At 70.3% G+C, this 14,267-nt stretch carries 12 protein-coding genes; 6 read left to right on the top strand and 6 right to left on the bottom strand.

The genetic code is table 11. From position 1 onward, the window contains the following. Window positions 1–532: 3-methyl-2-oxobutanoate hydroxymethyltransferase (locus tag QZ483_RS08425; RefSeq protein WP_297082898.1), on the bottom strand; the 532-nt coding region annotated here is incomplete at its 3' end. A gap of 115 nt (window positions 533–647) precedes the next feature. Continuing rightward, window positions 648–2,291 (bottom strand): NAD+ synthase, encoded by a 1,644-nt coding sequence (locus QZ483_RS08420; protein ID WP_297082897.1) that lies wholly within the window; start codon window positions 2,289–2,291, stop codon window positions 648–650. Window positions 2,292–2,364: 73 nt separating this feature from the next. On the opposite strand from QZ483_RS08420, the gene QZ483_RS08415 reads away from it, so the two are divergent. The 4 genes from QZ483_RS08415 to QZ483_RS08400 are packed head-to-tail and all read left to right on the top strand — an operon-like array spanning window position 2,365 to window position 8,624. Next, window positions 2,365–3,699, top strand: coding sequence for a glutamine synthetase family protein (locus QZ483_RS08415; protein WP_297082895.1), 1,335 nt, complete (start codon window positions 2,365–2,367; stop codon window positions 3,697–3,699). A gap of 5 nt (window positions 3,700–3,704) precedes the next feature. Continuing rightward, window positions 3,705–6,701 (top strand): bifunctional [glutamine synthetase] adenylyltransferase/[glutamine synthetase]-adenylyl-L-tyrosine phosphorylase, encoded by a 2,997-nt coding sequence (locus QZ483_RS08410; RefSeq protein WP_297082893.1) that lies wholly within the window; start codon window positions 3,705–3,707, stop codon window positions 6,699–6,701. Between the two features lie 19 nt (window positions 6,702–6,720). Beyond that, a complete protein-coding gene (locus tag QZ483_RS08405) occupies window positions 6,721–7,596 on the top strand; it encodes a hypothetical protein (protein WP_297082890.1) in 876 nt (291 codons plus the stop codon). 56 nt (window positions 7,597–7,652) lie between these two features. Further along, on the top strand, window positions 7,653–8,624 hold the full coding sequence (locus QZ483_RS08400; protein WP_297082888.1) for a hypothetical protein: 972 nt from the start codon (window positions 7,653–7,655) through the stop codon (window positions 8,622–8,624). 16 nt (window positions 8,625–8,640) lie between these two features. On the opposite strand, the gene QZ483_RS08395 is transcribed toward QZ483_RS08400, so the two are convergent. From QZ483_RS08395 to QZ483_RS08385, 3 genes are read right to left on the bottom strand one after another with little or no spacing between them, the layout of a single operon-like run. Further along, window positions 8,641–9,495, bottom strand: a complete 855-nt coding sequence (locus tag QZ483_RS08395; RefSeq protein ID WP_297082886.1) for a carbohydrate kinase family protein — start codon at window positions 9,493–9,495, stop codon at window positions 8,641–8,643. A gap of 1 nt (window position 9,496) precedes the next feature. Then, entirely contained in the window at window positions 9,497–10,546 is a 1,050-nt protein-coding gene (locus QZ483_RS08390) for a LacI family DNA-binding transcriptional regulator (RefSeq protein WP_297082884.1), read from the bottom strand. A 25-nt stretch (window positions 10,547–10,571) separates the two neighbouring features. Beyond that, on the bottom strand, window positions 10,572–12,212 hold the full coding sequence (locus QZ483_RS08385; protein ID WP_297082882.1) for a glycoside hydrolase family 13 protein: 1,641 nt from the start codon (window positions 12,210–12,212) through the stop codon (window positions 10,572–10,574). A 142-nt stretch (window positions 12,213–12,354) separates the two neighbouring features. Here QZ483_RS08385 and QZ483_RS08380 point away from each other — a divergent pair, with 142 nt between their 5' ends. Then, window positions 12,355–12,498, top strand: coding sequence for a hypothetical protein (locus QZ483_RS08380; protein WP_297082880.1), 144 nt, complete (start codon window positions 12,355–12,357; stop codon window positions 12,496–12,498). Window position 12,499: 1 nt separating this feature from the next. Continuing rightward, on the top strand, window positions 12,500–13,237 hold the full coding sequence (locus tag QZ483_RS08375; RefSeq protein ID WP_297082878.1) for a metalloregulator ArsR/SmtB family transcription factor: 738 nt from the start codon (window positions 12,500–12,502) through the stop codon (window positions 13,235–13,237). Here QZ483_RS08375 and QZ483_RS08370 read toward each other — a convergent pair. Further along, the coding region (locus QZ483_RS08370) for a pentapeptide repeat-containing protein (protein WP_297082876.1) at window positions 13,174–14,267 on the bottom strand (1,094 nt) is incomplete at its 5' end. The genes QZ483_RS08375 and QZ483_RS08370 overlap by 64 nt on opposite strands.

The raw sequence follows: 14,267 nt of genomic DNA, 5'->3' as shown, positions 1-14,267 counted from the left end.
CCTCCTGCAGCGCGAGCGCATCGGCGAGAATCTCCTCGTACGCGCCGTCGGCCCGTCCCTGGATCCGGCGCCCTCCCAGAGCGTTCTCCGACTGCGGCGTGAAGCCCAGGTGACCGCAGAAGGGAATGCCCGCATCGGTCACCGCCTTCACCTGCGCCGCGATGCGGCGCCCGCCTTCGAACTTCACGGCCTGCGCGCCGGACAGCTTCATCATGCGGATCGACGACTCGACGGCCTGCTCGGGCGAGACCTCGTACGTGCCGAAGGGCAGATCGGCGACCACGAAGGCGTGCGGCGCGCCCTTGGCGACTGCGCGCGCGAACGGCACCATCTCGTCCAGCGTCAGCGGCACGGTGGAGTCGTAGCCGAGCATGTTGTCGGCCATCGAGTCGCCCACCAGCAGCATGTCCACGCCCGCGGCGTCGAAGGCGTGGGCAGTGGGGAAGTCGTACGCGGTGAGCATCGTGATCTTCTCGCCGCGCTGCTTCATCTGCGCGAAGTGATGGATGCGGACCTTCTTGCGATCGCTCATGGCTCCACTCTAGGCGTCACCCCTCCCACGCCCCTCCCCGCGAAATGGATCCCTTTCGCTCACCTAGGCGCTTAGGGAAGCGAAAGGGATCCACTTCGGTGGAGGGAGAGAGGGTTCAGGTGTTCTCGCTCCAGCGGTTGGTGATGGGCAGGCGGCGGTCGCGTCCGAACGCGAGCGCCGTCACCTTCGCTCCCAGGGGATACTGCCGGCGCTTCCACTCCGCGCGGTCGACGAGCCGCAGCACCGTGTCCACCACCTCGGCGTCGAATCCGCGGGCGAGCAGTTCCTCGCGCCCCTCGGCGTGCTCGACGTAGGCGTCGAGGACCTCGTCGAGAAGCTCGTACGGGGGAAGGGAGTCCTGATCGGTCTGGCCGGGGCGCAGCTCCGCGCTCGGCGGCTTGTCGATCGAGCTCACGGGGATGGGGGGCACCTCCCCTCGGGACTCGGCGTACGCGTTGCGCCACCGCGCCAGCTCCCACACGCGCGACTTGTCGACGTCCTTGAGAGGCGCGAAGCCGCCGATGGAGCCGGCGTCGTAGATGGTGGCGTAGCCCGTCGCGAGCTCGGACTTGTTGCCGGGAGCGATCGCGAGGTGGCCCTCGCGGTTCGAGATCGCCATGACGATGACGCCGCGCACCCGCGCCTGCAGGTTCTCCTCCGCGACGCCGTCCAGAGCGAGCTGTGCCTGGAACGCGTCGACCATCTGCGCGATGGGCTCCACGCGGTAGTCCGCGCCGATGCGCTTGGCGAGATCCGCGGCATCGTCTCGTGAATGGTCGGACGAGTGGGCAGACGGCATGGACACGCCCACCACGTTGGCGCCGCCGATGGCGTCCGCAGCCATCGCCGCGGTCAGCGCCGAGTCGATGCCTCCCGACATGCCCAGCACTACCGAGCTGAAGCCGTTCTTGAGGACGTAGTCACGCAGGCCGGTGACGCACGCCCAGTAGACCTGCTCGTCGTCGCTGGCTCGCTCGGCGATGTGGGAGGGCTGCGGAGTGTCGAAGTCCTCGGGAACATCCCAGACCATCAGCGCGTCGGTGAAGCCAGGGGCGGCCGCGAGCTCGGTGCCATCGGCGCCCACGATGAAGCTGTGCCCGTCGAACACCAGGTCGTCCTGGCCGCCCCAGAGGTTCACATAGGCGACGGGCGCGTTCACCTCTCGAGCACGCCGCTGGGCCAGTTCGGTTCGCACGTGGCCCTTGCCCTCCTCGAACGGCGACCCGTTCAGCACTGCGAGCAGCTGGATGTCCGCATCGTCCATCTGCGCGACAGGTCCGCCGTCCTGCCAGATGTCCTCGCAGATCACCAACCCCACGCGGGTGCCGCGCACCTCGACCACGCATCGGTCCTCACCGGCGGCGAAGATGCGGCGTTCGTCGAACACGCCGTAGTTGGGGAGGTGGTGCTTGTTGTAGCGCGCGATCACGTCGCCGTCGCGCACCACGGCCGCTTGGTTGAAGGGCTTGCCCGCCCGGCTCACTCCGAGGGTGCCGATCACGACCGTGAGGTCGCCGAGGCCCGCCGCCGCCAGATCCGTCGCGATCGACTCGACGGCTCCTGCGGCCGCGCGCTGGAAGCTCTCACGCAGGGCAAGGTCCTCGATGGGATAGCCCGTCACGACCATCTCGGGAAACACGACCAGGTGGGCGCCCAGGCTGTTCGCGGCGCGGCACCGGTCGATCACGAGCGCGGCATTACCAGCGATGTCTCCCACGCAGGGGTTGATCTGGGCGAGCGCGACTCTCAGCGTTGGCATGGTGCGAGCGTAGCCGTCCACCCGAGGGCGGTCACGTTACGCATCGGACACACTCGTAGGGCAGGATGGGCCTATGAACAAGCAGCAGGAATACGTGCTCCGCAGTGTCGAGGAGCGTGACATCCGGTTCATCCGGCTCTGGTTCACCGACGTGCTCGGGATCCTCAAGTCCGTGGCGATCGCGCCCGCAGAGCTCGAGAACGCGTTCACCGAGGGCATCGGCTTCGACGGCTCGGCCGTCGAGGGCCTGACGCGCGTGTACGAGGCCGACATGCTTGCGAAGCCCGACCCGACGACGTTCCAGATCCTCCCGTGGCGTGGCGCCGAGCACGGCGTGGCGCGCATGTTCTGCGACATCTCGACTCCCGACGGCGAGCCCGCGCTGTCCGACTCTCGTCAGGTGCTCAAGCGGAACCTGGACCGGGCCTCGGAGCTGGGATTCACGTTCTACACGCACCCCGAGATCGAGTTCTACCTGCTCGAGAAGCCCGAGCCCGGGGTGCCGCCGAAGCCCGTCGACAGGGCCGGCTACTTCGACAACGTGCCGCGCGGCACGGCCCACAACTTCCGCCGCGAGGCCATCACGATGCTCGAGTCGATGGGCATCTCGGTCGAGTTCTCGCACCACGAGGCCGGTCCGGGGCAGAACGAGATCGACCTGCGCTACGCGGACGCGCTCACCATGGCGGACAACATCATGACCTTCCGCACGGTGATCAAGGAGGTGGCGCTCCAGCAGGGGGTGTTCGCGTCCTTCATGCCCAAGCCGCTCGCTGACGGGCCCGGCTCCGGCATGCACACGCACATGAGCCTTTTCGAGGGCGACCGCAACGCGTTCTATGAGGCGGGCACCGACCACCAGCTCTCCCAGGTCGCGCGGCAGTTCATGGCGGGGCTGCTGAAGTACGCCCCCGAGATCAGCGCGATCACCAACCAGTACGTCAACTCGTACAAGCGCCTCTGGGGCGGCGCCGAGGCGCCGTCCTACGTGTGCTGGGGCTCCAACAACCGCTCGGCGCTGGTGCGCATCCCGATTCACAAGCCCGGCAAGGGGCAGTCCACGCGCGTCGAGTACCGCGCGCTCGACTCCGCAGCCAACCCGTACCTGGCCTTCTCGGTACTGCTCTCCGCGGGGCTCAAGGGGATCGAGGACGGTCTCGAGCTTCCCGAGGGCGCCGAGGACGACGTGTGGGAGCTCAGTGCCGCCGAGCGCAAGGCCATGGGCTACCAGGCGCTGCCCACGTCGCTGTCGCAGGCGGTCGAGGTCATGGAGCGCTCCGAGCTGGTGGCGGAGACGCTGGGCGAGCGGGTGTTCGACTTCGTGCTGCGGAACAAGCGCGCGGAGTGGAAGGCGTACCGGGCGCAGGTCACTCCCTACGAGCTCGAACAGTACCTGCCTGTGCTGTAGGCGCCGTGAGCTCACGTGAGGTCTCCTTCGCGACGAGGCTCCGGCGCGCGGGCGTGTCGGATGCTGCGCGCGCCGAGTCCCTGATCGCGCAGATCAGCGACATCACCGGCGTCCAGCTCGAGGACCCCGCCCACACGGTGTCGTACCTCGCCGACCCCGACACGGGCCTGCTGCAGCTCCTGCGCATCGCCGAGGCGGCACGCGACAGCGGTCACCTCGATGCCCTGAGGGCATTGGCCGACACCGCTGCGGGCGGGCGGCTGGGAGTGCTGCTCGGCGCGTCCGTCGCGCTCGGCGACTTCCTGGTGCTGCACCCGGAGTTCCTCGCCGACTTCTCCGCGTGGCCGGAGGGCGAGTCCTTCGCGATCGTCGACCAGCGCCGCGCTCTTCTGGAGGCCGTCGGGGCGGACCCCGACGCGGACATCCCGGTGGCAACCGTCGAGGGGGACGAGGGCGTGCGGGCTCTGCGTGTCGCGTACCGCAGGCAACTGATGCGCGTGGCCGCCGAGGACCTGTACGCGGACCAGCCGGCGCCGTTGTTCCCGGCTGTCGGTGCGGCCCTGGCGGATCTCGCCGGCGCGGCACTCGAGGCGGGACTCGCGGTGGCCCGCGCCGGTGAGCCCCAGCACGCGCTGACGCGCCTCGCGATCATCGGCATGGGCAAGTGCGGCGGCCGCGAGCTGAACTACGTCTCCGACGTCGACGTGATCTTCGCTGCCGAACCGGCGGAGGGCGCCGACGAGGACAAGGCGCTCCGGGTGGCGATTCGCCTCGCGAACGCCGCGTCGCGAGCCTGCGACCGTGCCGGTGCCGAGCCCGCGCTGTGGCAGGTCGACGCGAATCTCCGGCCCGAGGGGAAGGACGGCGTCCTCGTGCGCAACGTCGCCTCGCACCGTGCGTACTACGAGCGGTGGGCGGAGACGTGGGAGTTCCAGGCGCTGCTCAAGGCCCGCCCGATCGCGGGGGACCGCGAGGTGGGAGCTGCGTATGTCGAGGCCATGGGACCCATGGTCTGGAAGGCGGTCGAGCGCGAGGGCTTCGTGGAGAGCGCCCAGGCCATGCGCCGTCGGGTGGAGGAGCACGTGCCCGCCCACGAGTCGGACCGCCAGATCAAGCTGGGGCCAGGAGGTCTGCGCGACGTCGAGTTCACCATTCAGCTGCTGCAGCTCGTGCACGGACGCCATGACCCGTCGCTTCGTGCGCGCTCCACGCTCGATGCGCTCGCGGCGCTGCGCCGCGGCGGATACGTGGGCCGTCCCGACGCCGCGAAGATGGACCGCTCCTACCGGCAGCTGCGCGTCTGGGAGCATCGCCTCCAGCTGCGCCGCCTGAGCCGCACGCACCTCATGCCCGCCGCCGAAGACGATCGGCGCGTCCTCGCGCGCGCGTCCGGCTTCGCCACCGTCGAGTACATGGACGAGGTCTGGCACGACATCCGCCGCGACGTCCGCGCGATGCACCTCGAGATGTTCTACCGACCCATCCTGCCCGTGGTCGCGTCGCTGAGCGCCGACGAGGCGCGGCTCGACGACGCCGCCGCGCGCGACCGCTTGGCGGCCATCGGCTTCGACGACCCTCAGGCCGCGCTGCGGCACATCACGGCCCTCACCGAGGGCGTCTCGCGCCGGGCATCCATCCAGCGCCAGCTCCTTCCCGCCATGATCGGCTGGCTCGCGGACGGCGCGGACCCGGATGCCGGTCTGCTCGCCTTCCGCCGTCTGTCCGAGCAGCTCGAGAACTCCCAGTGGTACCTCAAGCTGCTGCGGGACTCGCGCACGGCGGCGGAGCGGCTCGCGCGCCTGCTGTCGACCTCGGTGTACGTGACCGACGCACTGCTCAGCTCAGCGGAGAACGTCACCTGGCTGGGCGACAACGCGCAGCTCGAACCGCGCTCGCCCGAGCGGCTGGCGCGGGAGGCTGACGCGATCCTCAAGCGATCCGACGACGCCGATCAGTGCATCACCGCGCTGCGCGGGCTGCGGCGCCGGGAGCTCGCGCGCGTGGCCGCGGCGGACGTCCTGGGGCTGATCGACTCCGTCCAGGCGGCCGCATCGGTCACCGCGACGGCAGACATGCTCATCGCGGGCGCGTTGCGCATCGCGACGGCCGTGGTCGCGCGCGATGAAGGGTTCGACACACTGCCGATCTCGGTCATCGTGGTCGCCATGGGGCGCTACGGCGGCTCCGAGATGTCGTACAGCTCCGACGCCGACGTGCAGTTCGTGTTCGACGGCGAGCACGAGCAGGCTTCGGCTCTGGCGGTCAAGGTCGCGCGGGAGCTCCAGCGCCTGCTTCAGGCGCCCAATCCGCAGCCGCCGCTCGAGATCGACGCTGATCTGCGACCGGAGGGGCGCAACGGGCCCCTGGCGAGGTCTCTCGCGTCCTGCACCGCCTACTACGAGCGCTGGTCTGACCCGTGGGAGGCGCAGGCGCTGCTCCGCGCCCGCCCGTGCGCCGGGGACGAGGAGCTTCTCGCCGCCTTTACCACGATGATCGACGCCGTGCGCTACCCGCCGGAGCTGCCGCCCTCGGCGCTCAAGCAGATGCGCACGCTCAAGGCGCGCATGGAGTCCGAGCGGCTGCCGCGTGGTGTCGACCCACGCCGTCATCTCAAGCTCGGCCCGGGCGGCCTGTCGGACGTCGAGTGGACGGTGCAACTGCTCCAGTTGCAGCACGCGCACGACGTCGACGGGCTGCGGACCACGCGTACGCGCGAGGCCCTTCACGCCGCGACCAGGGCTGGGCTGCTCTCGCGGACGGACGCGGCCGACCTGGACGACGCCTGGGTGCTGGCCACCGATCTGCGTGGGGCTCTCGCGCTGCGCGGTCGTGAACGCTCTCCCGACGTCCTTCCTGGCGATGCGCGCGAGGTGAGAATCCTCGCCGGAATCATGAATGTGGACGACACGGGGGCCGAGCTCATCGAGCGACACGGGCGCACCACGCGCCACGCGCGCGCCGTGACCGAGCGGGTGTTCTACGGCTGGGACACGACCACGTGACGGTACGGAGGCGGCGCCGGTGACGGGACTGCGCACGGTGGTATCCGCGATCTGCATCATCGTGGGAGCCTTCCTGGTGGCCGCTTGGGCGGTGAGCTCAGTCGTGGTGAACGCTGTCGAGGACGGGACGGCGCTGCGGGGCATCGCTGAGCGAGCTCTGGACACGCCCGCCGTGAGAGCGGCGATCGCGTCCGACGCCACCGACCGCGCGCTGGGGGCGATCGCCGACGCGGGGGCCGGGGCGGTGGTCCCCCTCGTCGAGGGAGCGATCGCCACCGGGATCGACGCCGCGGTCGACAGCCCTGGGTTCAAGGAAGCGGCGCTCGATGCGGTCGACGATGCCCACGCCCAATTCACCGAGGCGCTCACCGATGCGCTCCGCGAGCCCGCGCCGCTGGTGATCGAGGTGGACGTCTCCGACGCGATCAATGCGCGGATCGATGACCTCCCGGCAGTCGGCGAGGTGATTCCCGAGGTGACGGTGCCACCCGTGGCCGTCGAGGCTCTCGACGCCGAGACTTTCGAGACCACGCGGAGCGCCTACGCGCGGATCGCCTGGACCGCTGCGTGGGGCCTATGGTGCGGGATAGCGTCGCTCACGATCGGCATCCTGGTGTCCGCGCGCCGCCGGTGGTTCGTTCCCAAGGTCCTGCTCGCACTGGGAGTCATCAGCCTCGCGTTCGGGGCGGCGATCGCCGTGCTGGGTCCCGAGACCATCACGCGCTTCGTGCCGGGCGGCGACGATGGCGCGCTGTCCACGCTGTGGCGCGACGTCCTCACCGAAGAGGCCGCACCGGTCGTCATGCGGCGAGCGACGTGGCTGGGCGCCGCGGCGTTGGCGGGGGCGGCCGTGGCCGCGGCGTTTGCTGCACTCACGGGCAGGACGCGGCGCTAGCCTGGGCTAGCAGATGGCCGGCACGGCGGACGTGTGGCCCGAGGGGGAGGACAGGCATGAAAGCACTGCGAGTAGTGGGGTCGGCCTTCCTCGTCCTGCTCGGCACCATGCTGATCGTCGCATGGGGCCTGAGCGTGAAGAGCGTCCGCAGCATCGAGGAGGGCACGGCCACGGATGCCCTGGTGACCAGCGTGCTCGAGTCGCCCGAGACCGCGGCCCTGGTCGCCGACCAGGTGCAGGCGGCGATCAGGGAACAGGTCGACCAGGAGATCGTGCTCGCGGGGCTCGACCTGTTCGACCAGCAGATCCACGACGTACTGGTGTCAGCGATCGGATCCGAGTTCGTGACGGGCACGGTCTCGACGGGCGTCGATCGCCTGTCCAACCGGCTCCTCGAGGAGATCGCTGATGCCGACCGTGAACCCGCCGCCTTCGCGCTCAGCGTGGACATCGGCGCTCGGGTCGACGCGCGGATCGACGAGATCCCCGTGGTGGGCCCTCTCGTCCCTGACCTGGACCTGCCTGCCTACGAGGTCGAGGTCATCGACGCCCAGACCTTCGAGGATGTCCGTGCCGCTTACGCAGCGCTCGGGTTCGCCGCGACGTGGTTCGTATGGTGGGGGCTGGTCCTCATCGTCGGAGGCATCGCGCTTGCGCCCACGTGGAGGTGGTTCGCCCCGCGTGCGCTCGTGGGTGCGGGTGTCATCGGGCTCGGCATCGCGTTCGCCCTGGGTTCGATGGGCCCGCCGACGATCGCCTCGTTCATGCCGGGTGGCCGGGACGGCGGCGCCGGCGTGCTCGTCGAGGACGTCATCGCCACCACCGCGCTGGGTCCCATCGTCGACGTGCTCATGACGCTCGGCCTGGTGGCGCTCGTGCTCGCAGCCGTGTTCTGGCTGGTGCTGAGGTACCTCTGGCGAGACCCGGCCCTCGCGAGCGAGGCCGAGCCGGCCGCTGACGAAGAGACCGCGGATGCGGCCGGGCCTGAGTATGAGGAGTTCGACGCGGAAGACGAGCCGGTGCGCTGACGCGACGGCGGCCGCGTCAGTCGAGCAGCGGGCTCAGGTGCCGGGTTCCCAGCGCACGGCTGGCCTGGGTTGCGCCCGAGCGGAGCAGCGCCTCCGGGCCCGCCCCCCGCACGCTGGCGATCAGCGCTCCTGCGGTGAAAGCGTCGCCGGCGCCGTTCGTGTCGACGATCGCGTCGACGGGATCTGCTGGCACTTGGTGCCGCGTGCCCTCAGCGGTGAGGGCCGTGGCCCCCTCCGCGCCAAGCGTCCTGATCACCAGGTGAGCGCCGCGAGCCCGCAGGCCCTCCATGATCGCATCGCGGTCGCCGCCGCCGTCGTCGTTGAGCGTCACCACGGTGGCCGCATCCGCGAACGGTCGGTGGTAGCCGTCAGCGCCGTTCCAGTCGTGCAGGTCCGTCCACACGGGCACGCCCAGTCCCGCGATCGCGGGAAGCGCCGCACGACCGAGCGGCGACATGTCCACGACCACGACGTCCGCAGCGATCGACGCCTCGATCGCGGCCGTGACCGCATCGGTCGTGGCCTCGCGCGGTGCCGAGGTGTAGAGCGACAGGCGCTCTCCGGACGTGGACATGAGATTGGTGTGGGACTCGGTGGCATCGGCCGCGACGGTCACCGCCGTGAGCCCAGCGGCCTCGAGAGCGCGACGCAATCGCGTCCCATCGTCGTCGTCTCCCACGGGCGTCACGAGCGTGACGTCCGCGCCAAGGTCGAGCAGGTGCAGAGCCTTGCCCGCCGACGTGCCGCCCACGGTCCACCAGGAATCGAGCGCGGCCACCATCTGCGATCGTGGCTGCGGGAGCTCGTCGACCACGATGAGGTGGTTCCACGCCGCCGGACCGATGACCGTGATGCGCGGGGCTGCGGTCATGTCAGGGCTTCGAGGTGGCGCGCGGCTTCGATGTCGACTTCCGCACCACGAGCTCGTACGGCAGCTCCTCGTTCGACGGCTCCTCGTGCTCGCCGTCGAGCTCGTGCAGAACGGTCTCGACGGCGCGACGCCCCTGGATCTGCGGGAACTGGTCGACTGTCGTGAGCCCGAAGAACCCCCCGAGGTCGTGGCCGTCGATTCCCACGATCGACAGATCGCCGGGCACATCGCGGCCCAGGTCGCGTGCCGCCAGCATCGCACCGATCGCCATCTCGTCGGACGCCGCGAAGATCGCGGTGGGATGCACTCGAGGATCGCCCAGGAGCTGCAGGGTGGCGTCGTAGCCGCCGGCGATCGTGAAGTCAGCAGACCTCACCAGCAGGGGCTCCGGCTCGATGCCGGCGCCCCTCAATGCGTCCTCGTATCCCGCGCGACGGGTGGCGGGCAGATGGAAGTCGAGCTCGAAATCGGGGTCACCGGCGATGTGCGCGATGTCGCGGTGACCGAGCGACAGGAGATGCTCCGTGGCGAGTGTGGCGATCGCCTTGTCGTCGACGGAGAGCGTCGGCACGCCGGGCAGCGGGCCGCCGATCCCGACCACCGGCTTGTTCAGGCCGTGCATGCTCGCGAGCTCGGCGGAGTTGAGCTCGAGGCTGACGGCGATGAGCGCATCCACCCGCTTGCGTCGCAGGAACTCGTCGAAGAGCCGCCGACGACGGGGGTTGGCATCCGCGGGGAGATCAGCGCCGATGTTCGCGTCGAGGTGGTAGAGCGTGAGGTCGTAGCCGGCGTCGGAGAGGGTGCGCTGGGCGCCGTCGAGCACGCTCATGTAGAACCACGAGCTGAGTTGCGGGGTCACGATGCCGACGTTGCGGGTGCGGCCCGAGGCGAGGCTCGAGGCGCTCGCCGATACGACGTACCCGAGCTCCTTGGCAGCCTGCTCCACACGAGCGCGGGTCGCCGGCGAGACCGAGGCCTTGCCCGCGAGCGCTCGCGACACCGTGGCGGTCGACACGCCGGCGAGCTCCGCGACCTTCTGGATCTTCGCCATCGTCTCCTCCTCGAGGCGGCCGGATCTAGCGGGCGATCCAGACGCAGGTGTCTTGCGGAATGCTACCCGCTACCGGGCGGGATGCGGCGAGCACGATCCCATCTGGCACCGGAGTCTCGGGTCCGTCGACGTTGGCGATCACCGTGACGTCGCCCACCGTGAAACCGAGCACTCCGTCCGGCGTGTCCAGCCAGGTGAGCTCAGCTGAGCCGAGGCGTCGCTCGCGGCGCAGGCGCAGCGCGTGCGCGTACATCGTGAGCGTCGATTCCGGGTCGGCGAGCTGCCGGTCGCGCGCGATCGGGGCCCATTCGGCGGGCTGCGGCAGCCAGGCCTGGCCGCTGGGCGAGAAGCCGAACGCCGGCGCATCGGCCTCCCACGGGATCGGGACCCGGCAGCCGTCGCGGCCGTAGCGCTCTCCCTGGGTGCGCGCGAAGGTCGGGTCCTGGCGCCTGTCCGCCGGTATGTCGAGCACCTCGGGCAGGCCCAGTTCCTCGCCCTGGAACATGTAGGCGGAGCCGGGAAGGGCAAGCATCAGCAGCGTCGCCGCCCGGCCGCGTGCGCGCGCGACCGCAGGATCGGGCAGACCAGGGGAGTCGGGGCCGATGCCCACTCCCTGCGGGTTCGGCGCCGTGAGTGCGAGCCTGCTGGGATGGCGCACCACGTCGTGGTTCGAGAGCACCCACGTCGCGGGAGCGCCCACGGAGGCGAAGGCCCCGAGCGACTCGTCGATGACCGACTTCACCGCTGACGCATCCCACAGCGTCATCAGGTACGGGAAGTTGAAGGCCTGGTGCATCTCGTCCGGGCGGACCCACGCCGCCATGCGCGACAGCGGCTCCACCCACGCCTCGGCGGTGAGAATTCGCTCGCCGTCGTACTCGTCCACCACGGCACGCCAGCGCCGCCAGATCTCGTGCACGCCCTCCTGAGCCCACGCGGGGTGGCCCATCTGCGCCGCGCCCATCGAGTCGATCATCTCGTCGATCACGAAGTCGGGCAGATCCGGGTGCTTCGCCAGGCCATGCGCGACGTCCACGCGGAACCCATCGACGCCGCGGTCCAGCCAGAAGCGCAGCACCCGGTCGAACTCGAGGCGCACCTCCTCGTTGGACCAGTCGACATCGGGCTGGGACGAGTCGAACAGGTGCAGGTACCACTGGCCGGGAGTGCCTTCCGGCTCCGTCACGCGCGTCCAGGCGGGGCCGCCGAACACGGACTCCCAGTTGTTGGGGGGCTCGGCGCCGTCGGGGCCGCGGCCGTCGCGGAAGATGTAGCGGGCGCGCTCGATCGAGCCGGGGGCCGATGCGAGGGCCGCCTGGAACCACGCATGCTCGCTGGACGTGTGGTTGGGCACGATGTCGACGATCACGCGCAGTCCCAGGCTGTGGGCGCGCTCGAGCATCGCGTCGAAGTCGGCGAGGGTGCCGAACAGTGGGTCGACGTCGGTGAAGTCGGCGACGTCGTAGCCGGCATCCTTCTGAGGTGAGCGGTAGAAGGGCGACAGCCAGATCGCGTCGACTCCCAGCGCGGCCAGGTGTTCGAGGCGGCTGGTGATGCCGGCGAGGTCGCCGATGCCGTCGCCCGAGGAGTCAGCGAACGAGCGCGGGTAGATCTGATAGATGACGGCGGTGCGCCACCATTCGGTCGACGTCGTTGTGGCGGTCATCCGTCCATCCTAGGCAGATGTAAGCGCTTGTCGCGCCCGCACGCCGGACGCCCATCCGGGGCCAAAGGCCCGGGTCGTGACGTCCTGCGGGGGCGACGATGAGGAGACGGCGCACACCGGCTGATCACGGCAGGGAGATGGCATGGAGTTCTACACGAACCGCGAGGCGCAGGAGGCCGCGACGCAGCGCAAGGCGTCCGGCGCGTGCGGGTGCGGCGGATGTGGATGCGCGGGTGCCGCGCCGAAACCGCCGGCGGAGCCCGAGGACGTTGCCGCCGAGGACTGACATGGCTGGCGTCGAGGACCTGGAGACGCGCCGTCACGCGGCGCTCGCCTCGGGCACGCGCCGGAGGATCCTCGACCAGCTCGCCCGGTCTCCGGGCGGGGTGCCCATCAGTGAGGTGTCAGCGCGTCTGGGTCTTCACCAGAACACCGTGCGGGCGCACCTCGAGATACTCGAGGACGCCGAGCTCGCCGCGGCGGAGATCGACCGGACCGGGAGGCCAGGTCGCCCGCGCCAGGTGTATCGCGCTCTCCAGGAGTCCCCTCAGCCGGTGTCGCACGTGCGATCCGTCCACGGAGACTTCGCCAAGGCACTTCTGGCGGGCTTCGGACGGGCCGGCGGCGATGCCGCCGTCCGCGCGCAGGTGGCGGCGGAGCGGCTGGGTGGGCACCACGGTGCTGAGGTGGCGGAGGACTCCGGCAGTGCGGCCGATGCGGTCACTGCGGCCTTCGACGTCGCGGGAGTCGAGGTGGACTGGCGCGCGGACGGCGCGGCGCTCATCCGCGCCTGCCCGGTCCCTGATCTCGCCCGGCTGCGTCCCGACGTCGTCTGCCCGATCCACGCGACGCTGATCCAGGCGGCGCTCGACGAGGGGGCTGGCATCGAGCGCGTATCCGTGACGCCGGATCCCGAAGGGGTGTGCGTCATCCGTGGGGTCGGCATGCCCGCCCCGGTGGCTCAGTCGTCGTCCTCGTCCGCCTCGGAGGCGCCCACGGCCCGCAGTTCGTCCAGCAGCTCCTGATCCGCCGCCGGGGGCTCGGACGCGAGATACCACGCGCCATCGAGGGATGCGTCGTCGCGCAGCACCTCTGTGAGCGTCGCTCCCGTGAGATCCGCATCGGCCAACATCGCCTCGGACAGGTCCGCCCCCGTGAGGTCGGCGTCCGTCAGGTCGGCTCCGGTGAGGTCGGCCTCGGCAAGCACGGCGTTGCGCAGCGATGATCCCTTGAGCTCCGCGCCCGTGAGGGTCGCATCCGCGAAGTCGGCGCCGTCCAGCGTGAGGCCGCTGAGCTGAGCCTCATCGAGGTAGAGCCCAGCGAAGGGAAGGACGTCGGCCCCGTTCATGACGCCCTGGCGCACGAACAGCGAGTTGCTCAGCGCTTCGTCGTGCGCGTTCCTCGAGTTCTCGCGCGCCGCGTCGATCGTGTCGTCAAGCCGCGCGCCGTTGGGAAACAGGTAGAGGTGGTCCGAGGTCAGCGTGCAGCCGGACAGCGCAAGCTCGGCCAGCCCGGCGAGGGCAGAAATCCGCATGTCCTCGGACCCGAAGCGTGCCCAGATGGGGTAGAGCGTCTTGAGCCATCCGAAGAGCAGCGCGTCCTGCCCGCCGGGCACCGCGCGTGTGAGGGTCTGGTAGAGGTGGTGATGCGTGTTGACGAGACCGGGGGTCACGAGACAGCCCGACGCGTCCACGATCTCACCCACCGGGTCGAGCGCCGCGCCTATTTCCGCGATCACGCCGTTGGACAGGCGAATGTCGACCCCGGCCAGTTCGCGCGCCCCGTCGTCCATCGTCAGGACCAGCTGCTTCTCGGCCATGCCGTGGATCAGCAGGCGGTGCGTGGCCGGATCCAGCATCGGCACGCCGGCGTGGCTGCGCTCGTAGTGCAGGTCGGCCGGGGTGATGGAGCCGACCAGCTTGTCCAGCGGCGCCTTGGAATTGATCGCGTCGCTGGGATCGACGTTGCGCTGGCCCGGCCCGGCCTCGGGAATGCGGCTGATGTGCACGAAGGGCGAGCGCTCGCTGAGTCCGGAGAGGTCGTCGCCGGGTTCGC

Origin of the sequence: uncultured Demequina sp., from assembly GCF_913055775.1 — a bacterium.
Taxonomy (GTDB): Bacteria; Actinomycetota; Actinomycetes; order Actinomycetales; family Demequinaceae; genus Demequina.
The sequence above is the reverse complement of the archived record's forward strand: the minus strand, read 5'-3'. Positions and strand labels throughout refer to the sequence as shown.